Genomic DNA, 21,502 nt, shown 5'->3' with positions numbered 1-21,502 from the left:
CTTTCTCGTCCTTTCCTATCTTAGCATATTTGCGGGGGGTCCTGAAAAACGTACAGTTATTTTCAAGCCAGCCCACCAAAAAAGCACCTCCCATCAGGGAAAGTGCTTATACGAAAAATTAGTTTTAGGAAAGATCCATTCTTTTCTTTTTGTTTCTTGGCGGCCGGCTGTTTTTATTGGAGCCGTGGCCCTGAGACCGTTTTTGCTTATATTTCGAAGAAGGCTTGCCCTGGCCTTTAGGGCCTTTGTTACGAATAGGTGCTTCTGAAGTCAGTTTAACCGGCTCTTCTTTCAGTTCACGGACATTCATTTTTAGTGCTGCCGCTACGATTTGTTTCGCATCGTATTCGTTCAGAAGCTCTTCTGCCGTGCGTTCCCAATATTCGTTATCGTCCACTTCCATCGATCCGACCAGTTTCTCTACAGCCTGCTGGGCTCGCCCTTCAACTGCATCATTTCTCGTTGGCTTAGGAGCCTTTTTTAACTTAGCCTGTACGGTCTTTTCGATAAGACGCAGATGAGTCATCTCTCTCGACGGCACAAAGCTGTAGGCTACACCTTCGTTTCCTGCCCGGCCGGTACGGCCAATCCGGTGCACATAGCTTTCCGGATCCTGCGGAAGATCAAAGTTGTACACATGTGTAACACCGCTCACGTCAATACCGCGGGCTGCTACGTCAGTCGCTATGAGAAGCTCAATAGTACCCCTTTTGAATTTTTGCAGCACTTTGTCCCTTTGAGCCTGCTTCATATCTCCATGAATGCCTTCTGCCGCATACCCACGTCTTGATAAAGCTTCTGTCAATTCATCTACACGGCGTTTAGTACGCCCGAAGACAATCGCAAGCTCCGGTGGTGTATAATCGAGCATATTACAAAGGGTTTCGAACTTCTCCTGTTCGCTCACTTCAATGTAATACTGATCAATTTTAGCCACAGTCATACTTTTGTTTTTCACTTGAACCTGTTCCGGGCTGGTCATGAATTTATCTGCTACATGCTTTAGCTTTGGAGGCATGGTAGCTGAGAATAAAAGCATTTGCCTCGGTTCCGGAATATCTTTTAGGATTTCTTCGATATCATCCACAAACCCCATGCTGAGCATCTCGTCCGCTTCGTCAAGAACAACTGTCTTCATTTTTCCAAGGTCGATCGTTTTTCTCCGCACATGATCCATTAAACGACCCGGTGTCGCTACAATGATTTGCGGTTTTCTTTTCAGTGCTTTAATTTGGCGCTGAATGTCCTGGCCTCCGTAAACGGCTACTGCTGTAACACGTTTATGCTTTCCAAGGCGGTTTAATTCTTCGGAAACCTGTACAGCAAGTTCTCTTGTTGGTGCAAGTACGATACCCTGCGGAGCGTTGGCTGTTTTATCAGCTGCTTCAAGAAGTGGTATGCCGAAAGCAGCAGTTTTGCCTGTACCAGTCTGTGCCTGGCCAATGATATCTGTTCCGTTCTTCGCTTTTGGAATAACTTCCGATTGTATTGGTGTTGCTTCTTCAAATCCCATTTCTTCAATAGCTTGAAGAATAGGTGATTCCAATCTTAGTTCTGAAAATAAAGTCAAGTATATATTCCCCTTTTATGCTTATTCGATCATTTCATATGAACTAATTAACATTACCATATTCATGAAAAAAAATCTATCTGATTTTCATATTCCTTATGAATTAACTATACGTTTACACTGCTCCTTTAATTGTAATAAAAACGTAACATAAACTGCATTGAACAGTTTGTATTAATGACGATATAATTAAATTACAAAATTTTCATTTAATTACGCCTATAATTATGCGAGGAGGACGGGCAAATGGCTGTGAGGAATAGATTTGCATATTTTGTTGACCGTTCTGGAAGGCAAGTCACGGTGGGGACACTGGAGGATATCGAACAGATGGACTTAGGCCGGGGCCAAATTTATTATTGTGATTCTGAGCAGGCGCTCGTCCAGGGTGTTAAAGAGTATTATCATAAAGAGTGCATTATTACACTCCGTTCTCCAATGGACGAGTTTAAAGAAAACCTTTCGCGCTAAATTCCACCCTGCTTTCTCTGAAAGCAGCGGTATACATATAAAGAGGGCCCGCTTTTTATTGCGGACCCTCTTTTACGTTCTATTTTACTTCAGATTGAACTTTTACTTCAATGTTATTGCGCGTGGCTTTGGAATACGGGCAGTACTGGTGGGCAAGATCCACTAATTCGTCCGCTTCTTCCTTCGAAACACCGCTGATTTCCACTGTAAGTTCAGCAGCCAGCTGGAACATGCCATCGGATTCGTCCTTCTGAAGGCTTACAGCTGCAGTTGTTTTAGAAGAAACGTCTTTATTTTTTTTGCTTGCCTGAAGGTTCAGCATGCCATCAAAGCAGGCTGCATAGCCGGAGGCGAAGAGCTGTTCCGGATTGGAACCTGATTTAGAAGAACCAGAGCCCGGCTGTTCTAAATTCACATCGATCATTCCATCGTCAGAACGTACGTGACCTTCACGGCCACCTTCTACAGTAGCTTTTGAGGTAAATATTGTTTCTGCCATACATAATTCCTCCATTCAACTTAATAACGTTGATTCCAATAATTACTATACACTTTTCTGCCCATTTTTAAACATGCAGTCCTCTAAATGTTTTCTGAAATTAACTTTTCACGCTTCAGAATAAATAGTAAATACGTCAGTTGCCCATCGGAAAGTGCTATTATAAAATCATTGAAGATTAAGTAAAAATAACCGACAGGAGCGCTTTTTGCTTTGCAAAATAATTCTACAATAAAGGAGCGGTCCAATTCATGAACCGAGAATTCCCGTTAAAAACCCCTACTAATTCTTTGCTGCTTACAGCCGTCGATCATACCCGGGTCGGAGTTATTATTACAGACCCGGATATAGAAGACAATCCAATCATTTATACGAACAGTGGTTTTTGCAATTTAACCGGCTATTCCGCCGGGGAGGTTCTCGGAAGCAACTGCCGTTTTCTGCAGGGGCCGGAAAGCGACATTCATACTATTGAACGTATGAGGGAATCATTGAAATTATACGAACCAATTTCACTCGAGATCATTAACTACCGTAAAGATGGCACTAAGTTTTGGAACGAGCTTCACATTGATCCAGTATATGAACCAGAAGAAGATAAATACTATTTTATCGGGGTTCAAAAGGATATTACAAAACAAAAGAATGCCGAACAGGATGCGCTGGAATATTTTAATGAAATTAATCTGTTATCTACCCCTATTGTTCCAATTATCGACAGCGTTTATGCCATGCCCCTGATCGGTAACGTCGACGAGCAGCGGCTGAAAATTATTTTTACGAACATCACTGATGCTATACATCATTCCAAAGTAGAAACGCTCATCGTTGATCTTTCGGGTCTTTCCACGTTGAATGATGGGATTATGAAAGGCATCTTTACTTTAAACGACCTTTTAAAACTACTCGGAACCGAGCTGATTGTTACCGGTGTTTCCCCAAGCCTTGCGGTAAGATCCAAGGATATGGATTTCGACTTCTCTGCTTTTCAGACCTTTGGTACTGTTAAAGATGCTGTTCGTTCCAAGCAGCGCAGCAATTGATATTGAGAGTAATAAAATATGTACAGAAAACGTATTGATATTATTTCAAGCCCGTGATATGATGAAATCACTATTTTGATCCGTTAGTTTGAACAAGCTTAGGGTTTTAGCTTCTGAACTTGGTAATACGCGGTTTGCAAGATAAGTAACATTTGTGCCAGAAGGCACACAGGAGGATTATTTTTATGGAACAAGGTACAGTTAAGTGGTTTAACGCAGAAAAAGGTTTTGGCTTCATCGAGCGCGAAGGCGCAGACGACGTTTTCGTTCACTTCTCCGCTATCCAGGAAGAAGGCTTTAAAACCTTAGAAGAAGGACAAACGGTAGAATTCGAAATAGTAGAAGGCGACCGCGGCCCACAAGCTGCAAACGTCACTAAAAACTAATTAAGTCATATCCAGCTGCTCTCTTAAATTAGAGAGCAGCTTTTTCTTTTCAAAAAAACTACCCTTTTTATAATTAAATATTAAAGTTTGTTGCTATAATTTGGGTGACATGATACAATGAATTTACTATTTTGATCCGTTAGTTTGAACAAGGTTAGGGTTTTTAGCTTCTGAACTTGGAACTATGCGGTTTGCAAGATAAGTATTATTTGTGCCACAGGGCACGCAGGAGGATTATTTTTATGGAACAAGGTACAGTTAAGTGGTTTAACGCAGAAAAAGGTTTTGGCTTCATCGAGCGCGAAGGCGCAGACGACGTTTTCGTTCACTTCTCCGCTATCCAGGAAGAAGGCTTTAAAACCTTAGAAGAAGGACAAACGGTAGAATTCGAAATAGTAGAAGGCGACCGCGGCCCGCAAGCTGCAAACGTCACTAAAAACTAATTAAGCCATATATAAACCTCTCTCCTTTTTGGAGAGAGGTTTTTTCTTGTTGCTTTCGGACGTCCACACATACAAAAAAAGAATACCCAAAAACCGGGTATTCCTAATGCAGGATATTATTCACTAGCGGCGCCTGAATGTTTCAAGAAAAGCATGTACAATTTCTACCGACTGAAAAGCAAAAATGCTGAGTGCCGAAAGGGATAAGAGCCCCATAATGACAAAGCGCATATTCTGAACTAGATGCAAAGCCCACATGTTATCCCTCCTTTTGATATATTTCTATCATACTCCCCTGTTACACGTTTGCAACAATTTTGTGTTATTTTTCAGTATATCTTCTGTTCTCCTTGGCCAAGAGGGGCTCTTCATCCGAAAGACTGAATTTTAATTAAAGGGAAACCACTTCTTCACTTTATTTTTCCAATACTTGACGGAAAAGTATTCAAATATATAAGTTAAAATCAAACCGTATAAAATAACTCCGAACAGACTCAGCACTACCATTGTTCCCTGACCAAGTGCCGTAACCGGCTCAATGTTAGAGCGCCCGAACATGACAAGCGCCATGAGTACGCTCAGGGCAGAGGTCCACAGGGAATCTGCCGGGGGTTCGATCCCCCACACCCAGATCACGAAACAGATGTATAATATTAAAATACCGCCCCAGACATAATACTGGTGCTGACGGCTTAAATACCGAATAAGCGGCATTGTATAAAATTTAGTAATCGTTTTGAGCCGGAACAGATGAATAATTCTTGCCAGTCGTGCAAACTGAAAGATCGCATCTAATGGTATAATAGCTATTAATAAAAACGGGTGTGTTTTAACGAACTCCCATTTCCGCTCTGCCCGAAAAAATCGGAAAGCATAATCAAGCGTGAATAATGCCCAGGTGGTCCAAATAATATAGCCGGACACTTCTGTGTCGTACCAAATAGTGCCTACAGATAGAATGGCAAGTATCACCATAATGGCTTCATATAGTCTCTTCCCAAATTCCTGGTCCCTCTTTTCACCCATAATTAAAGACTCGCTTTCCTGTTTGTTTTCTTCTAAGCTTTAATCGTACTATATTTATAAAAAAAACAGCAAATCTTCTATTGCACAATTCGCTACTACTGGTTATAATAGAATTTGTCTTGCGGATGTGGCGGAACTGGCAGACGCGCACGGTTCAGGTCCGTGTGAGCTTACGCTCTTGGAGGTTCGAATCCTCTCATCCGCACCATTCCTTATATAACGAATACACCAGGCTTTTTCAGGCTGGTGTTTTTTTATGCTTTTATCCCTTTATTCTATCACGAACTTCCCCGCAGACACCTCCCCTTTTATTGGTGTAAGCAGTGGGTAAAGACGGGTATTGAATTACAGCAGTAATCAATGAGCAGACGTTAGGAGGATTAAGTTGAGCAGACAGCTGGCAGAATGGCTTCAAGCATCCAATTACAGTGTTGTAATGACCGGCGCGGGAATGTCTACGGATAGCGGGCTCCCGGATTTCCGTTCATCTTCAGGACTTTGGAGCAATTATGACCCAAAGCAGTTAGCCACGGTCGAAGCCCTTGAACACCAAAATGAAGCATTCACAAGTTTCTACCAATGGCGCCTGCAGTCCTTACTCGAAGCATCTCCAAATAAAGGCCACGAAGTTTTAGCCCATTGGGAACAGCAGGGCATCCTGCAGCATGTCATAACCCAAAACGTAGATGGTTTTCACCAGGCGGCCGGCCAGCAACATGTTTCTGTTTTGCACGGCAGCCTGCGGGAGATCCATTGTCACATTTGCGGCCGGCCGGCAGCGCAGGAGGATTTTTTAAACAGATCTTCTCTTTGTCCGAATTGCGGCGGCAAACTGCGGCCAGGTATTGTCCTGTTTGGTGAAATGCTGCCGGAACATGATATTCAACAAGCGCAGGAGGCCACCTCGTCCTGTGATTTATTTATCGTGCTCGGGTCAAGCCTCCAGGTAGCACCTGCTTCCCTGTTTCCAATGGAAGCAAAAGAGAACGGAGCCAGGCTTGTTATCGTAAACCAGGAAGATACAGATCTCGATTCGCGGGCAGATTTAACCTTCCCCGGGGCTTCTATTCAAGACGTTCTTCTAGAAACAAATGCGTATATGTAACTAAAGAAGCTTCCAGTCGTCGCTGGATGCTTCTTTTTATGAAATAGCGCTGGTTTTCACTTTCTTTTTCTGCAGTAACGCATCTACAAGTTTACGGGCCGCCCTGGCTTCTTCCTCTCTCGGATCAATTTCCACTTTCAGCGGCGCAGCTACTATCTGCGCTCCATGCTTTTGGAACCGGCCCTCTATCAAGTCGAGGGCCCGCCCATATTTTAGATACATGAAGTCGCACGAGCCGAACAGTGCTACCTGCAAACCTTTTAACTGTATTTCTTCCATTTCTGCATAATAATCCTCTACTTCATAGTGAAGACCTCCGCCCCTAGGTGTAAGTACCAAATAATACACCGTCGTATATATTCAAATGAGCCAGCTCAGGCTCTTCTATTAATTCGTCTATATGTTAAAATAGTAAATGATAATCATTTTCAACTTAGGAGGCACCTCTTATGACCGATATAGCCAGCACCCCACTTGCACAAACCATTCAATCCCGGCGTAGCATTAAAAAGTTTACAGAGCAGCCGGTAGATAAACAAACAATTCTTGAATTACTTGAAGTTTCCAAATGGGCGCCTGACCATGGCATACGTGAGCCGTGGCGCTTTCTGCTTTTTCTTGGCAGCGGTACAGAAAAACTTGCAGAGGCTCTCGCCGATTACCAGGAGCACGAAGGTTCAAAAAAACCCGAAAAAGTGCGGGCCCAAATTTCCGAGCTCCCTGGGGCCCTGCTTGTCGTCAACCAGGCAGAGGAAAAAACGGAAAAATGGGAAGAGGATTTTGGCGCGGCCTCTACTCTTATTCAAAACTTTCAGCTTTTAAGCTGGGAGCAAAATATCGGTATGATTTGGAAAACGGGAGATTATATATATTCAGATCGTTTCAAGAAGTCCCTTGGTATCGAACCGAAAGAAACTATTGTCGGCATGCTGCAGCTTGGCTATTTTGAAAAAACGCCAAAAGCAAAACCACGAACATCCATTAAAGAAAAAATTAATATTTTTGAATGAAAAGCTCATTTTCCATAAAAAAACCTTCCTGAACGCCAGGAAGGTTTTTTCGTATTAACAGAACGTATCTTTTGGTTTGGGTACAGAAAGACCGAACAACGGCCGTAGGAAAAGAGCCAGGAATGTACCGGCTAACGCAAATACTGCCCATACATAGCCGTGGACACTAAAGGAGGCAATACCACCAAAGTAAGCACCGATGTTACATCCAAAAGCGAGCCGTGCTCCGTAACCCATCAAAAGGCCGCCGATAATAGAGGCAGAAGCGTTGCCGATGGTCACTTTTGTAAACTTAAACAAACCGCCCGCTGCTGAAGCAATAAATGCGCCTAAAATTACGCCAAAGTTCAGTACAGTAGTGGAGTCGGCAAATATGGTAGTCTGCAGAGCCTGCGCACTTTCCCCGCTCCAATAATCCCAGCCTGAAGCATTGATGCCTACTGCTTCAGCTGCTTTGGATCCCCAAAGTGCAAACGCCGAGGTAATTCCCCACGGCTGGCCGCGTGTAAGCAGGGTTAAAGCATTTAATACAGCAAGAACTACTGCTGCAATCATCATTGGCCAGGAACCGCGGAAAATGCGTTTCCAGCCGCTCGCTGTAGGCAGAGTAGCCATTGCCGGCGGGTTTTTCTTTTTATCAATAATTAATGTCACTGCGATCACAGCGGCAAAAATAAGCAAAGATACTATCCAGGCCCCCGCATATCCAAGACCGGTGGACGTTGCCAGCGATATCGACCCGAAGGAAGGTGTTTCATCTGTCCAGAACGAAAGATGATATGCTCCAACGGTAGAGCCGACAATGAAAAAGAGCAGCGTAATGAACATATTCGTCCGACCGCCGCCTACTGCATACAGCGTTCCGGAAGCGCACCCTCCTCCGAGCTGCATTCCCAGCCCGAACATAAATGAACCAACGACAACACTCACGCCAACAGGGCTGACGTAGCCGGCAGCTTCCCCTCCAAAAAATGTTGAACCAATAGCAAGAATTGGCGCGAACAGGGTGACCGCTGCCGCCAGCATTACCATGTGAGCTCTTAGCGCCTGGCCGTTACCGACAGACATCAAACGCCGAAACGCCGATGTAAATCCAAACCTGGCGTGAAATAGTGTGTATCCTAAAAGAAGCCCAATAGTAAGCAAAAGTGGCTGTACGATCGCCTGGGTTAATGCAAGATATAAAGTTAAGATAGCAAATACGATCAACCCGCCGGTAACCAGCTTATTTTGAGGAGCTCCCAGTTTCTTGGAAGCTTTCTCGGCAGTTTCCTGCTGGGAAACGGGCTGTACTGTTACTGCCATTATAATCCCCCATTCCTATCTTTTTAGTCAGTTTTACGTTCTTTATCTTAAATATTTTTTTAAAGATAGTCAAAGATGTTGCTTTTGTAACGAAAATTTACTATTATTAATGAGTTGAAACTTAAAGGTACTAAAAAAACTATATAGTTTTAAGGGGGCATGGGCATGGATGAAAAGAAAATATACATTCAGCAGACTGCAATGCAGCTGTTTTCCAACCAGGGGTTCTTTCACACCTCGGTACAGGATATTGCTGAAGCGTGCCGGATGTCCAAAGCTTCTATTTATAAAATTTTTCATTCTAAAGAAGACATTCTCGCCCAAATTGTAAGGGATAATTTAAACCATATTATTCATCGTGCCAATTACGCCCGCAACGAGCAGTCCAAGCAGCCCCGGGATCAGCTGATTGCCAAGCTGTCGAGGGAAATTGAAGGCCTCGTGGAGCATCGCGAATACGTATGGATGCTTTACCAATCTGCTTCCATCAACAAACAGTCTGACGACATTAAGGCCCTTTTAAAACAAGGCCAGCTTATTATGGTGAACTGGCATAAGGATACACTGCTCGAAGCATTTGGCACCGATATAGAGCCTTTCGTTTGGGACCTTGCGATATGCATGCAGGGAATGAGCAGAGAAATGATTGCATTTGCTGAAAAGGTTGACCGGCATAATTTTGATTTTGACCGTCTTGCTGAAGTATTAGTCACCAACATTGAAAGTATCATCAAACACAAGACGTCCTCGGCTTCTGTCTTTTCAAGCGAGGATATGGAGCCTTTCAATCTTCAGGGTCATTACGGCGAAATTGATCAAAAGGATTTATGGGATCGGACCATTCAGCAGGTACGGGTTTTCATTCATTACCGCTTTCCTTCCTATGAAAAAAAGCAGTGGGTCGAAGCAGTAGATCGTCTAAACCAGGAATTTTACGAACCCGAACCTGAAACAATTGTCATGGAATCATTGTTTTGTTTTCTCGAGAAGAAAGAAGAACTGCAGAGTAATATTAATATTCTGCGGGAGATTATTCAGTAGCTTTCGGATACCGGTATCGTTCATTTATTGCGGTTTTCTTGCTTTACCGACTTTTAAATCTTCACAGCCAAGTCTCAAACCGTCAGCACAAAAAGTCAGATATTTGTTTGTCCTGAAACAAGTTTCTTGATCTTTACTGTAGCTGGCGTTATTATATGCTGACGAAAACTAAAAAGTACTTTAAAAACCATTTCGTTTTATAGACAATTTATACTCGAAAAATGTATTACATCATCGAAGGAGGGCTTCTCATGCCAGAAGAAGCAGCTACACAAATACCTGCTAAAACAAGAAATTTAATTATAGCGGTATTTCTTACCGGAGCGTTTATCGCTATTTTAAACCAGACCCTGCTCGCCGTGGCCATTCCAAGCATTATGGCCGATTTAAACGTGAGCGCCAACACAGCACAATGGGTAACGACCGTATTTATGCTTGTTAATGGCATTATGATTCCAATCACCGCCTTTCTTATTGAAAAATTTACTACCCGCGGGCTTTTTTTATTTGCCATGTGTTCCTTCGCGCTTGGAACTCTGTTCGCAGCCCTCTCCCCAACCTTCGGCCTGCTCATGGCCGGAAGGGTAATTCAGGGCGTTGGTGCCGGTATTATGATTCCGTTAATGCAGACATCTATTATGACCATGTTCCCTATTTCCCAGCGCGGTCAGGCTATGGGGCTTGCCGGACTCGCCATTGCATTTGCACCGGCATTCGGCCCTACTCTTTCCGGCTGGGTCGTGGATTCATATTCCTGGAACACGTTGTTTTACATTATTCTTCCGATCGCCATTGTTGACATAATTTTAGCGTACTTTTTGCTGAAAAATGTAACGGAGCTTAAGCATCCAAAGCTCGATTTACTATCGATTATGCTCTCGACTGCTGGATTCGGCGGCCTGTTGTATGGATTCAGCGCTGCCGGAAACACCGGCTGGGGAAGTGCCACCGTATTAATTACGCTTGCGATAGGCGCAGTTGCCTTGTTCTTGTTCATTTGGAGACAGCTTCATGTGGAACGCCCTATACTTGAGTTCCGTGTGCTGAAAAACCCTATCTTTACGTTGACGGTGGTCGTAGCCATGGCCTGTTTTGTTTCCATGGTCGGCTCCCAGACTCTCATCCCGCTGTATGTTCAGAACGCACGTGGTTTTTCCGCCCTTGATTCCGGCCTGATGCTTCTGCCGGGTGCTCTTTTAATGGGACTGATGAGTCCTATTACCGGGCGCATTTTTGATAAAGTCGGGGGCAGAGGCCTTGCTATCACTGGCCTCTCCCTGTTAACAATCGGCACCATTCCGTATATGTTTTTAACGCAAGACTCATCTATCGTCTTCTTGACCGTTATGTTTGCCCTCCGCATGCTCGGTGTCGCAATGGTCATGATGCCAATGACGACTGCCGGCCTAAACCAGCTTCCGAATTCATTAATCGCCCACGGCACGGCGATGACGAATACGCTCCGCCAGGTAGCAGGATCCATTGGTACTGCCGTTCTGATTACCGTGATGTCCCAGAGCGCTTCTGGTGCTGCCCGGGCAGGCGAAGTGTCAAGCCAGACCGGCGCTTTAATTCATGGCATTAATGTGGCTTTTTTCGTAGCTTTAATTGCCGCTGTGGTCGGCCTTGTGCTTTCATTCTTTCTTAAAAACACAAGACCGGATACGATGGAAAAACGCGAGGTTCGCGGAAACAAAAGCAGCACAAAAGAAAGCAAAGCATAAACTCTCCTAATTTAACAAAGACACTCTCAGCAATGGCTGAGGGTGTTTTTTACTGTATTAAACGTGGAAATATTCTGTGAAATACCTTGACACTTTAACACAGAAAAAGATATAGTTTGGCTACATGGATGCCTCTCACATAAAGAATAGGAGGACAATCGAGTACTACTGGAAGGGAGAAAATAATTTAATGACAACATGGACAAGCAGCAACCTGGGCTACCCACGGTTAGGTGAAAAACGTGAATGGAAAAAAGCATTGGAATCCTACTGGAAAGGAAAGCTGGATAAGGAGTCTTTTCAACAACAAATCCGAGAACTCCGATTGGATTTCTTGAAAAAGCAACAGGAGCGCGGTGTGGATTCAATCCCCGTTGGTGATTTCTCGCTGTATGATCACGTACTTGATACTTCAGTGATGTTTGGGCTTGTGCCGGAGCGCTTTGATGCTTCCGAGGGCTATTCTTCCCTATCTACATATTTCGCTGTAGCCCGCGGTACGAAAGCATCGCCGGCAAGTGAAATGACCAAGTGGTTTAACACCAATTATCACTACATTGTGCCGGAGCTTCAAAACGCAAAGCCCCGCCTAGTGGATAACTACCCGTTAAAAGCTTATCAGGAGGCAGCGTCTGAATTAGGTATTGAAGGACGTCCATACCTAATCGGTCCTTATACTTTCCTGAAGCTTTCCAAAGGCTATGAAGACCATCAGTTTGAACAGCTGTTTAATGACCTTCTTCCTCTTTATGAAAAAGTACTGCGGCAGCTGCAGGACGCAGGAGCGAAAAGCGTTCAAATCGATGAGCCGGCATTTGTTCAGTCCTTTCCCGAAACAGATATTCCATTAATCCGGAAAGCGTATGAGTTATTCAACCGCGAAGTACCTGAACTAGACCTGTTTGTACAAACGTATTTCGATAGCGTTTCTCATTATAAAGACATTATTTCTCTTCCAATCGCAGGTCTCGGCCTTGATTTTGTCCACGGTAAGGAAGGCAACTGGGCAAACATTCAAAATCACGGCTTCCCTGCAGGCAAAGTACTGGGCGCAGGGGTAATTGACGGACGCAACATTTGGAAAGCAGACGTGAAGGCCACTGTCGCTTTTGCCAAAGATATTCAGGCAGAAACGGGCAGTGAACATGTCGAAATCCAGCCGTCCTGCAGTCTTCTTCATACACCGGTGACGACCAGACACGAAACGCAGCTTGATCCGCTTTTGCTGGATGCTCTTTCTTTTGCTGATCAAAAGCTCGAAGAAATCGACCTCGTCACACGCACGTTAAACGGGGAAGACACGGCAGGAGAAATCGAAGAAAATACCGCTCAGCTTGCTCGTGTTAAAAACGCTCCGTGGCGCCAGGAAACAGCCGGCAACGCTACAGGCGACATTCCTTCCTCCCGGCCGCTTTCATTCGAGGAAAGAAGTCCGCTTCAGCAGGAAAAGTTTCAGCTCCCAAAGCTTCCTACCACTACTATCGGAAGCTTTCCGCAGACACGTGAGGTCCGGGTCGAACGCCGGCGGATGAGAAAAGGTGAAATTTCCGCAGAAGAATACGAAACGTACATTCAAAATAAAATGCAGGAATGGGTCGATATTCAGGAAGAGATCGGACTCGACGTTCTCGTGCATGGAGAGTTTGAACGTACAGATATGGTAGAGTTCTTTGGGGAAAAATTAGGCGGCTTCGCTTTCACCTCCAACGGCTGGGTACAATCCTATGGTTCACGATGTGTCAAACCGCCGGTCATTTACGGGAATGTCGAGTTTAAAGAACCAATGACCGTAAAAGAAACCAAATACGCCCAAACGCTGACCGAAAAGCCGATGAAGGGAATGCTTACCGGCCCGGTAACGATTCTGAACTGGAGTTTTGAACGCAATGACATTCCGAAAAAAGAAGTAGCCTTTCAAATTGCACGAGCCCTGAATGATGAGGTGCTCGCGCTTGAAAACGAAGGCATTGAAATGATCCAGGTGGACGAACCCGCCATTCGCGAAGGACTGCCGTTAAAACGGGCAGAATGGGACGAGTACTTGGAATGGACCGTTCACGCCTTCCGCCTTTCTACTTCTTCTGTCAAAGACACCACCCAGATTCATACACACATGTGCTATAGTGAGTTTCAGGATATGATTGAGTCGATCCGCGCGCTCGATGCCGACGTCATCTCGATTGAAACTTCCCGGAGCCACGGGGAACTTATTGAAACATTTGAAACAGCTGTTTATGACAAAGGCATCGGCCTTGGTGTTTATGACATTCACAGCCCGCGTGTGCCGGACGTGGAAGAAATGACTCAAATGATTGACCGGGCCCTGCGCGTGCTTCCGAGCAGCCTGTTTTGGGTAAATCCGGACTGCGGACTCAAAACACGTGATGTGCCGGAAACGATTGAAGCTCTTAAAAACATGGTCCGTGCTGCGGAAGAAGTAAGAAAAAATCTCGAACAGCATGCATAATTATCACTACGTAATAAGGCCCGGCCTTCCGGGCCTTATTTTCGTACGGAAAGGACATCCCATCTATGACTATGACTACTACATTTTTAAATAAACGGTCCGATTACAAAAAAGCATATGAAATTATTCAAACCCTGCGTCCTTCTCTCAGCTGGGAAGCCTTCCACGATTACCTCTCCCGTCATCCTTCATACCAGCTGCTCGCCTTAAAAGAAGATGGCGTGGTAGTCTCAGTATCCGGAGTGGAGCTTTTGGAAAGTCTCGCCTGGGGGAAACACGCCTGGGTTCATGAACTTGTGACGGCAGAGCACGCACGCTCCAATGGTCACGGCGAGAGACTTCTCCGGGCTATTCATCAACACGCAGAAAATCACGGATGCACAGAAGTAATTCTCTCCTCCGGCCTGCAGCGCGAAGACGCCCATCGCTTTTATGAACGTCTTGGTTATCACGCCTCAAGCTACGTTTTTCGGCATACCTTATAGCGCAAAAAACTCTGCCCCATGAAAGGCAGAGTTTCTTTTTTATCGCTCCTGTTGCTTTTGTTTTTTCTTTGGATTTTTTTCTTCGGAGTTAAAGCTGATTAATGCCGGAATTAATAATGGCAGCACGATAAGCCCAAACAGCAGCAGTCCAGTAATGACAACCGTTGCTACCTCAAGGAGAGTAAGCACTCCCGAAGGAAGCATTGCTGCAAACGTTCCTGACAGAATGATCGCTGCTGTAATGATCACCGTGCCCATCTTGATCATTGCCGTCTGCATCCCTGTACGTATACCGGCTTTAGCTTCTTCATTGTACCTGCTTAGCAGGAAGATGGAATAATCCACCCCGAGCGCTACAAGCATAACAAATCCGAAGAATGGTACCGGCCAGGCGATGCCCGGATATCCAAGCCCATTTACAAAAATCAGTTCTGTCACAGCCATCGCTGTAAAGTATGCGAGCACGAGCCCGCCGATAATATAAAGCGGCTGAATAATATTACGAAGCAAAATAATGAGTATCGCAAAAATACCGACAAGAACGATCAATACCGTCCGGTCAAAATCACTGGAGCTGACCGACTGTAGGTCGCTGTTCACACTCGGCACGCCTCCATATTCGATCGTCGTATCTTCAAGCGGCGTGCCCTGCGTATTCATTTCCACAACCTCTTTGACTTCTTCCGCACTTTGGATGGCTTCTTTGGAATAAGGATCCGCATTCAAGCCAACTTCAATGGTCATGCCATTTTCATTGTCGAATACGTAATTGGAGGCACCGTCCTGGAAGTCTTCATTCTCGATGGTATCTTCCGGAAGGTATACACCGGTGCCTTCAACATAATTTGCCTCAGACACCTCTCCGGTGAAGGTTTCAGCACTTTCAAGGCCGTCACTGATTTCGGTCAGCCCGTCACGGGAATCAGACACCCCGTTTTCGAGTGTTCCAAGCGTTTCGGCTAGCTGCTCGAGCTCTGCCGTCTGTTGATCAAGCTCCTGCTGGCCTTCTTCAAGCCCGCTTTGAATCTCTGTAAGCTGCTGACTAATGCCGACCAGCTGCTCTGAAGCTGCTGCTGCTTCCTGCGGGGAAGAAGCGTTTGCCAGCTGCGTGCTCACCTGCTCAAGCGCTGTATTCACTTCTCCGAGGCCGTCAGCAGCATCCTGCAGAGACGAATTCTCCGTATCATTGCTTCCAAGCTGTTCCTGGATGGAGCTAAGGCCATCTTCGACTTCCTGCAGCCCGCTCTCGGTTTCTTCAATGCCATCCCGGGCATCACTAATGCCATTGCTCACTTCCTCGAGCTGATTGTTTACATAAAAATCGTCAATAATATCTCCTGCCGGGCGTGTGGCGCTGCGCACCGCCTCCACCTCTTCCAAATTGGAGATTGAACGACTCAAGTCCTCTACATACGCAAGCGTGTCCGACTCCATCACCGATTCGTCCGATTCGATGACGATCTGCATTGGAAGCGCCTGCCCGGAGCCAAGACCTTCTTCAATTAAGTTAAGGCCCGTAACTTCTTCCGTGTCCTGGTCAATTTCATCAATCGTGTCGTAAGACCGCGAATTATCAAATGTTAACAATAGCGGCACCGTAACGACAGCTACAATTAGAATAGCAAGCAGCGGACGGAACACGGAGATGTGGCTCAGCCATTTCCATATTTTACTGTCAGCATGGCCATTGTGCAGCTTCGACGGCCAAAATAAAGCTTTTTTTAATGTCAGCATAAAGAATGGCAGAATCGTCCAAAGAACGCCCGTTAACACCACTATGCCGACCGCCACCCCAACTCCGGACTGAAAGACGGAGAAGTTAGCGAAACCGATTGCCGTAAAGCCGACAAGCACGGCGAGCGCACTGTAAACCATCGTTTTACCGGCTGTTTTGTACGTCCTTATGATAGCTTTTTTATAGTCAAGGCCAGCGGCTAATTCCTCCCGGTACCTGCTCAACAGAAGAATACAGTAATCGGTGCCGATGCCAAACAGCACAGCTACCAGAAAAATCTGCGTATAGTTGGAGACCGGAAAGTTAAACCAGTCTACCAAATATGCGATAATCGACTGGCTGATCAAATACGTAAGACCGACAGCAATAAGCGGTACAAATGGAGTAATAACCGCACGGAACACAACAAACAACAGCGCAAGAATCAGCACTACTGTAATCACTTCCGTACGCTCGAGTCCTTCCTGGCTCGCTTCATTTACCTGCTGGTTTAAAAGCGACTCCCCGGTAACGTACATCTCCATATTCGAAGCTTCATCAAGACTACGAATCTCTTCAGCTGCATTAACCGCTGTATCATTGTCCCCTTCTATCGAGATCGGAATAACAACAACATTTTCTTCTGAGGCAACCAGCTGTTCTTCTGTTTCCTCACTGCCAAAGGGGTCCGTGACTTCTGAAATCCCTTCAATGTTTTCTTCTTCAATGGCAGTAACCAGTGATTGTATGTTTTCCTGCTCTTGTTCGCCAGCCTCGTTTTCTGTTTGGATCACGGCGCTGATGGTGTTGCCGCCCTCACCGTTTTCGTCCAATATTTCTTGAGCCTGAGAAGACGTTTCTTCTTCCGGTATTTGCAGCGTTTCTTTATCGGCGGCCAAATTGGATAAACTCGGGGAAACGACGGTAAGGGCTACGGTGAAAATAACTATTAATGCAGCTACCCACCAGCGAAACTGTAGTATTGTTTTCATCTTTGCTGTCCACCTTTTTGTAGTATGCTTCGTATTTTGTGAAAGGTCTGGATAAACTGCTCTACTTCCTCTTCGTTTATGTCCTGAAGCAGATCGGAGACATACTCATTTACGAGACGGGTATGCCGCTCGTGAGATGTTTTTCCTTCCGCGGTAATTTCCACGTACTTCACCCGCTGATCTTCACTGCTCGGCACAAATTTCACATAGCCGTTGTTTTCCATTTTTTTCAGGCGATTGGATAAAGCGCTTTTTCCGACGAGCATCCTGTTCTGGATTTCTGTCGACGTCATTGGTCCGTATTTCATTAAAAAATCCAGCAGCTCTACCTGTTCCGGAGAAATTTGGTTTAATAAATTATCGGGTATTTCATTTGTTATGCGGTTTCTGCCGAGAATCATTACTTCTGCGAACAGTTCCACCGCTTCCTCCATTTTTTGGTCCTTCATTAGTACACCCCCTGAACTATTTAGTAGTTTACCCCCTGAACTTTCATTCGTCAAGTATTAGCGGGTGAAGAACTGGAAATTAATCTTCCACAAAAAAACGCCCGGAGCCGGACGCATTAGTCGCTCATATGCTCAATGCCTTTGGAGAGGACTTTTTCCACGTTCGTTAAATGAGCGCTCATTGCTTCTGCAGCCGCTTCCGGTTTCTGCTCATCTATCGCAGTATAAATTCGCTGGTGTTCGTCAAGAAGCCGCTGGAATGAACGTTTTTCCGAAAATAGCCATACTTTCCTTGTTTCATACATTGTTTTCTGCATGGTATCGGAGAGCCGGCCCATCATTTGTTTTAATAAAGTGTTTCCGGACGCCTCAACGATCGCAAGATGGAAACGGACGTCTGCCTGTTCCCCAAGATCGTCGGTGTCTGCTGACGCCTGTTTCATCTGGTCAAGAGCGGTGCTCATCTGCTCGAGATTTTCTTTTGATCTCCGCACCGCTGCAAGCTCGGAAGCCCCTTTTTCAAGCACATGCCGGACTTCGAACAACTCCTTCATTTCCTGTTTCGAAATAAGAGTACGGCTGTTCATCATGTCCGTAATAGTAGAAAAATCATATTGATTCACAAAGGTTCCTTCCCCCTGGCGTATGGTTACAATTCCTACTGCACGCAGCGCGCTTAATGCTTCACGGACGGCTGAACGGCTTACATCGAATTTCTCTGCGAGAGCGACAACAGAGTCGAGCTTTTCGCCAGGCTTCACCTCTCCCCGCTTGATCATATCCTCAATTTTTTCCCGGATAACTTCAGCTATTTTTTTCGTTTCAATACGGTCCATGGTCATTGCCCGCTCTTCCTTCCGTTCACTATTTATCATCATTGTATCACCCCACAGGGCACCAGTACTATACTTACCCCCTTTTTACCAACGAGGCCAAGGCGTGAGAAAGAATTGCTTCCTGCCAACAGGACCAGAAATCACTTTTTATTCAACTTTTCGCGCTTCTATTACTTTTATATGAAAAAAGTTTTGTTTTTTCCACATAGACGATTGTCATTTTGGAAAGAACAAGTTAGAATTTATAACAATGGTTTTCTCTAGTACATTGCAGCAAAGGTGGGGCTTTTTATGTTATCTTTTTTTATTGCTATTATCCTGTTAATTGCCGGTTACATTGTTTACGGTTCCTTCGTGGAAAAAACGTTCGGCATCAATGACCGTAACAAAACCCCCGCGTATCATAACGAAGGGCATATCGATTACTCGCCTCTCAGTTGGTGGCGCGGCAGCCTTATCCAGTTATTGAATATTGCCGGGCTCGGCCCGATTTTCGGGGCGCTCCTTGGAGCCTTGTATGGCCCCGTCGTATTTTTCTGGATCGTGCTCGGCACTATTTTCGCCGGAGCCGTACACGACTACTTCTCGGGCATGCTTTCTCTTCGGCACAACGGCGCCCAGTTTCCAGGGCTCGTAGGTAAATATCTCGGCCGCCCGATGCAGAGCTTTATTAACATCGTCAGCATCTGTTTAATGATTCTTGTGGCCGCTGCCTTTATTGCCGGTCCCGCCGAATTAATTGCCAGCCTGACACCGCTCAGTTTTCTTACCGCCATTTTTGCTATTTTTGCTTATTTTTTATTAGCTGCCCTTCTTCCGATTCAGCGGGTCATTGGAAAGATTTATCCTCTTTTCGGGGCGGTGCTTATTTTTATGGCGGTCAGCATTGCCGGTGCACTTGTATTTTCAGACGCCACGATTCCAAATGTGACGCTTGCCAATCTCCATCCCGAGGAACTGCCGGTGTGGCCAATGGTTATGGTGACGATTTCCTGCGGTGCCATTTCCGGGTTTCACAGTACCCAGAGCCCAATTATTGCCCGTACGCTCAAAAAAGAATCAGAGGGGCGTAAAGTATTTTACGGAGCCATGATTGCCGAAGGCGTCATCACCCTTATCTGGGCTGCCGCCGGTATGGCCTTTTTCGGAGGAACCGGAGGGCTTCAGGCTGCCATAGCTGCCGGCGGCCCGGCCGGAGCTGTTAATGAAATTTCGACAAGCCTTCTTGGCACGCTCGGCGGTGTACTGGCCGTCCTTGGAGTTATTTTGCTTCCTATTACCACAGGGGATACTGCCCTTCGTTCCTCGCGGATGATGCTTGCCGAACTCGTGGCAAACGCCGTCTCCCTGAAAGGAAAGCCGCTTTTAATCCTAACCATCGTGCCAGTTGTTATTCCGGCATTACTTTTATCCATGATTGATTATTCCTTTTTGTGGAGATATGTCGGATGGACCAATCAGCTGGTCGCTACTGTGATGCTTTGGACAGGCTGCATGTACCTGCTTTATGCCGGTAAAAATCATTTCATCTGCGGCGTTCCGGCGATGTTTATGACTGCTGTAGTCTGCTCCTATATCTTTTACGCTCCGGAGGGTTTTGGCCTTCCATACGGCCTTTCCATGACGATTGGAGCTGTGCTGACCGTATTCGTGCTTGCCTGGTACGTCTTTAAAATAATTTCCGCCAGGCGGCAGGGAGCGTATGAACAGGTCGAAAAATCCATCTGAAGCCTCTTGGCTGTCCGCTTTTCTGCGGGCGGCTCTTTTTACTTCAAGCACGCTGATGAAACCGCTGCATGTTCATGCTACACTAAATACAGGCGAGAAATTATGATAAAGAAGGCGGCTTACTATGCACTACTGGAGAAAAATTAAGCGGCGGTTCATTGGCGGAAGACTGATCAAAACCGGCATTGCTGTTCTACTCACTGCCTTTGTATGCGGCATTTTTGATCTCCCGCAGGCGTTCGCGGTCATTACTGCCATCGTCACGCTTGAACCGACAGCAGCTGCTTCTATACGTAAAGGCGCCCAACGGCTTCCAGCCACCGTCATTGGAGCAGCTCTTGCAATGATTACCGTTTATTTATTCGGGCCTACCCCGGTAACCTATATGACTGCTTCCGTTTTAACACTTTATTTTTGTAATATGTTCCGGCTCCGGGATGGCATGCTTGTCGCTACCATTACAGCTGTGGCAATGATTCCGACAGCGAGTGATCATTATTTTTTAACTTTTGTCGAACGGGTCGGCACGACCTTTATCGGGCTCGCAATCTCCACGGTAATCAATTTAACGATCCTCCCTCCAAAATTTTCTTCCCTGCTCGCTGAGCAGAATCGCAAAATGTTTGTAGAGACCGCTGAAATTTTTGAACTGCGGCTCAAGGAAGTTATGAACGGCCAACGCCCCTCAGCGCAGGTGATGGATAAATATCACCAGCTTGAAAGCGACCTGGAACGGGCCATTCAGCTTTCTTATTACCAGCAGGAGGAATGGAAATATCATAAGAAAAAGGATACAGAAGCCAGAAGATTCACCCGGGAGCAGCGTCAGCTTCATTTTCTAGAACGGATCAGCTACCATATTAATCGTCTATTTAATTTTGAAACAGATGGCTATACGTTTACAAAAGAGGAGATTCAGCTGATTAGCGATATTATTCCCGCAATGTCACAGACAATTCATCACTTTGGGGAACAGATTCCCGAGGAACAATTCCGGCTGATTGAACGTCTCGACCGCTGCTTTTGGAAAAAACGCCAGCATGCCTCACGCCCAAATATAAAAAAATATCATCACCACTTTTCCACAGACGTTATTATTATTTTTGCTTTGTTATCCATTCATGATGTACTTGAAGAGCTTGAGGAACTCCATTTTCCCGAGCAGCCCGAACAACAGCAAACGCCCCGGCCTTCTTAAGGCACGGAGC

General features: G+C 45.6%; 21 protein-coding genes and 1 tRNA gene. 13 read left to right on the top strand and 9 right to left on the bottom strand.

Annotated features, from left to right (window positions below):
• Nucleotides 1-124: 124 nt before the first annotated feature.
• Nucleotides 125-1,570 carry a DEAD/DEAH box helicase gene (locus ACTTK6_RS10790; protein WP_462833435.1) on the bottom strand — a complete coding sequence of 482 codons (1,446 nt, stop codon included), beginning with the start codon at nucleotides 1,568-1,570 and terminating at the stop codon, nucleotides 125-127.
• Nucleotides 1,571-1,816: 246 nt separating this feature from the next.
• On the opposite strand from ACTTK6_RS10790, the gene ACTTK6_RS10785 reads away from it, so the two are divergent.
• Nucleotides 1,817-2,041, top strand: coding sequence for a hypothetical protein (locus tag ACTTK6_RS10785; RefSeq protein ID WP_079474282.1), 225 nt, complete (start codon nucleotides 1,817-1,819; stop codon nucleotides 2,039-2,041).
• 79 nt (nucleotides 2,042-2,120) lie between these two features.
• Here the strand turns inward: ACTTK6_RS10785 and ACTTK6_RS10780 are convergent, their stop codons facing one another.
• Nucleotides 2,121-2,540, bottom strand: a complete 420-nt coding sequence (locus tag ACTTK6_RS10780; RefSeq protein WP_079474281.1) for an organic hydroperoxide resistance protein — start codon at nucleotides 2,538-2,540, stop codon at nucleotides 2,121-2,123.
• Between the two features lie 251 nt (nucleotides 2,541-2,791).
• On the opposite strand from ACTTK6_RS10780, the gene ytvA reads away from it, so the two are divergent.
• The 3 genes from ytvA (at nucleotide 2,792) to ACTTK6_RS10765 (ending at nucleotide 4,412) form a co-directional block, all read left to right on the top strand.
• Nucleotides 2,792-3,583: a YtvA family blue-light photoreceptor gene (gene ytvA, locus ACTTK6_RS10775; protein ID WP_462833434.1), complete on the top strand. Its 792-nt coding sequence runs from the start codon at nucleotides 2,792-2,794 to the stop codon at nucleotides 3,581-3,583.
• 185 nt (nucleotides 3,584-3,768) lie between these two features.
• Nucleotides 3,769-3,969 carry a cold-shock protein gene (locus ACTTK6_RS10770; protein WP_027847408.1) on the top strand — a complete coding sequence of 67 codons (201 nt, stop codon included), beginning with the start codon at nucleotides 3,769-3,771 and terminating at the stop codon, nucleotides 3,967-3,969.
• A 242-nt stretch (nucleotides 3,970-4,211) separates the two neighbouring features.
• Entirely contained in the window at nucleotides 4,212-4,412 is a 201-nt protein-coding gene (locus ACTTK6_RS10765) for a cold-shock protein (RefSeq protein WP_027847408.1), read from the top strand.
• 123 nt (nucleotides 4,413-4,535) lie between these two features.
• Here ACTTK6_RS10765 and ACTTK6_RS10760 read toward each other — a convergent pair whose 3' ends face one another.
• Nucleotides 4,536-4,670: a hypothetical protein gene (locus ACTTK6_RS10760; RefSeq protein WP_261763931.1), complete on the bottom strand. Its 135-nt coding sequence runs from the start codon at nucleotides 4,668-4,670 to the stop codon at nucleotides 4,536-4,538.
• A gap of 129 nt (nucleotides 4,671-4,799) precedes the next feature.
• On the bottom strand, nucleotides 4,800-5,438 hold the full coding sequence (locus ACTTK6_RS10755) for a hypothetical protein (RefSeq protein WP_094908503.1): 639 nt from the start codon (nucleotides 5,436-5,438) through the stop codon (nucleotides 4,800-4,802).
• Nucleotides 5,439-5,559: 121 nt separating this feature from the next.
• On the opposite strand from ACTTK6_RS10755, the gene ACTTK6_RS10750 reads away from it, so the two are divergent.
• Both ACTTK6_RS10750 and ACTTK6_RS10745 read left to right on the top strand, forming a co-directional pair.
• A tRNA-Leu gene (locus ACTTK6_RS10750) sits at nucleotides 5,560-5,646 on the top strand.
• A gap of 177 nt (nucleotides 5,647-5,823) precedes the next feature.
• Nucleotides 5,824-6,543 carry an NAD-dependent deacylase gene (locus ACTTK6_RS10745; protein WP_462833432.1) on the top strand — a complete coding sequence of 240 codons (720 nt, stop codon included), beginning with the start codon at nucleotides 5,824-5,826 and terminating at the stop codon, nucleotides 6,541-6,543.
• 36 nt (nucleotides 6,544-6,579) lie between these two features.
• On the opposite strand, the gene ACTTK6_RS10740 is transcribed toward ACTTK6_RS10745, so the two are convergent.
• The gene (locus ACTTK6_RS10740; protein ID WP_462833431.1) at nucleotides 6,580-6,882 is read right to left on the bottom strand and encodes a flavodoxin domain-containing protein; all 303 of its coding nucleotides are present in this window, start codon (nucleotides 6,880-6,882) and stop codon (nucleotides 6,580-6,582) included.
• 110 nt (nucleotides 6,883-6,992) lie between these two features.
• Between ACTTK6_RS10740 and ACTTK6_RS10735 the strand changes: the two genes are divergently transcribed.
• Nucleotides 6,993-7,553, top strand: coding sequence for a nitroreductase family protein (locus tag ACTTK6_RS10735; RefSeq protein WP_079474277.1), 561 nt, complete (start codon nucleotides 6,993-6,995; stop codon nucleotides 7,551-7,553).
• A 54-nt stretch (nucleotides 7,554-7,607) separates the two neighbouring features.
• Here ACTTK6_RS10735 and ACTTK6_RS10730 read toward each other — a convergent pair whose 3' ends face one another.
• A complete protein-coding gene (locus ACTTK6_RS10730) occupies nucleotides 7,608-8,858 on the bottom strand; it encodes a YeeE/YedE family protein (protein ID WP_094908506.1) in 1,251 nt (416 codons plus the stop codon).
• Between the two features lie 165 nt (nucleotides 8,859-9,023).
• Here ACTTK6_RS10730 and ACTTK6_RS10725 point away from each other — a divergent pair, with 165 nt between their 5' ends.
• The 4 genes from ACTTK6_RS10725 to ACTTK6_RS10710 all read left to right on the top strand — a co-directional run bounded on the left by ACTTK6_RS10725 (nucleotide 9,024) and on the right by ACTTK6_RS10710 (nucleotide 14,575).
• Nucleotides 9,024-9,899 (top strand): TetR/AcrR family transcriptional regulator, encoded by an 876-nt coding sequence (locus ACTTK6_RS10725; protein ID WP_462833429.1) that lies wholly within the window; start codon nucleotides 9,024-9,026, stop codon nucleotides 9,897-9,899.
• A gap of 251 nt (nucleotides 9,900-10,150) precedes the next feature.
• On the top strand, nucleotides 10,151-11,623 hold the full coding sequence (locus ACTTK6_RS10720; protein WP_462833428.1) for an MDR family MFS transporter: 1,473 nt from the start codon (nucleotides 10,151-10,153) through the stop codon (nucleotides 11,621-11,623).
• 190 nt (nucleotides 11,624-11,813) lie between these two features.
• Nucleotides 11,814-14,090, top strand: a complete 2,277-nt coding sequence (gene metE / locus ACTTK6_RS10715; RefSeq protein ID WP_462833427.1) for a 5-methyltetrahydropteroyltriglutamate--homocysteine S-methyltransferase — start codon at nucleotides 11,814-11,816, stop codon at nucleotides 14,088-14,090.
• Nucleotides 14,091-14,155: 65 nt separating this feature from the next.
• Complete coding sequence (locus ACTTK6_RS10710; protein ID WP_079474272.1) at nucleotides 14,156-14,575, top strand: GNAT family N-acetyltransferase; 420 nt, start codon at nucleotides 14,156-14,158, stop codon at nucleotides 14,573-14,575.
• Nucleotides 14,576-14,614: 39 nt separating this feature from the next.
• Here ACTTK6_RS10710 and ACTTK6_RS10705 read toward each other — a convergent pair whose 3' ends face one another.
• The 3 genes from ACTTK6_RS10705 to ACTTK6_RS10695 all read right to left on the bottom strand — a co-directional run bounded on the left by ACTTK6_RS10705 (nucleotide 14,615) and on the right by ACTTK6_RS10695 (nucleotide 18,608).
• Entirely contained in the window at nucleotides 14,615-17,281 is a 2,667-nt protein-coding gene (locus ACTTK6_RS10705; RefSeq protein WP_462833426.1) for an MMPL family transporter, read from the bottom strand.
• Entirely contained in the window at nucleotides 17,278-17,730 is a 453-nt protein-coding gene (locus ACTTK6_RS10700; RefSeq protein ID WP_462833425.1) for a MarR family winged helix-turn-helix transcriptional regulator, read from the bottom strand. Before ACTTK6_RS10700 ends, ACTTK6_RS10705 begins: the two co-directional genes overlap by 4 nt.
• A 116-nt stretch (nucleotides 17,731-17,846) precedes the next feature.
• Nucleotides 17,847-18,608 carry a FadR/GntR family transcriptional regulator gene (locus tag ACTTK6_RS10695; protein ID WP_462833424.1) on the bottom strand — a complete coding sequence of 254 codons (762 nt, stop codon included), beginning with the start codon at nucleotides 18,606-18,608 and terminating at the stop codon, nucleotides 17,847-17,849.
• A gap of 249 nt (nucleotides 18,609-18,857) precedes the next feature.
• Between ACTTK6_RS10695 and ACTTK6_RS10690 the strand changes: the two genes are divergently transcribed.
• Both ACTTK6_RS10690 and ACTTK6_RS10685 read left to right on the top strand, forming a co-directional pair.
• Complete coding sequence (locus ACTTK6_RS10690; protein WP_094908509.1) at nucleotides 18,858-20,294, top strand: carbon starvation CstA family protein; 1,437 nt, start codon at nucleotides 18,858-18,860, stop codon at nucleotides 20,292-20,294.
• Between the two features lie 124 nt (nucleotides 20,295-20,418).
• The gene (locus ACTTK6_RS10685; protein WP_079474268.1) at nucleotides 20,419-21,492 is read left to right on the top strand and encodes an FUSC family protein; all 1,074 of its coding nucleotides are present in this window, start codon (nucleotides 20,419-20,421) and stop codon (nucleotides 21,490-21,492) included.
• Nucleotides 21,493-21,502 lie beyond the last annotated feature (10 nt).

The sequence above is a fragment of the Marinococcus salis genome, from assembly GCF_054971365.1.
Note: the sequence above shows the minus strand (reverse complement) of the source record. Positions and strands in the feature narration are given on the sequence as shown.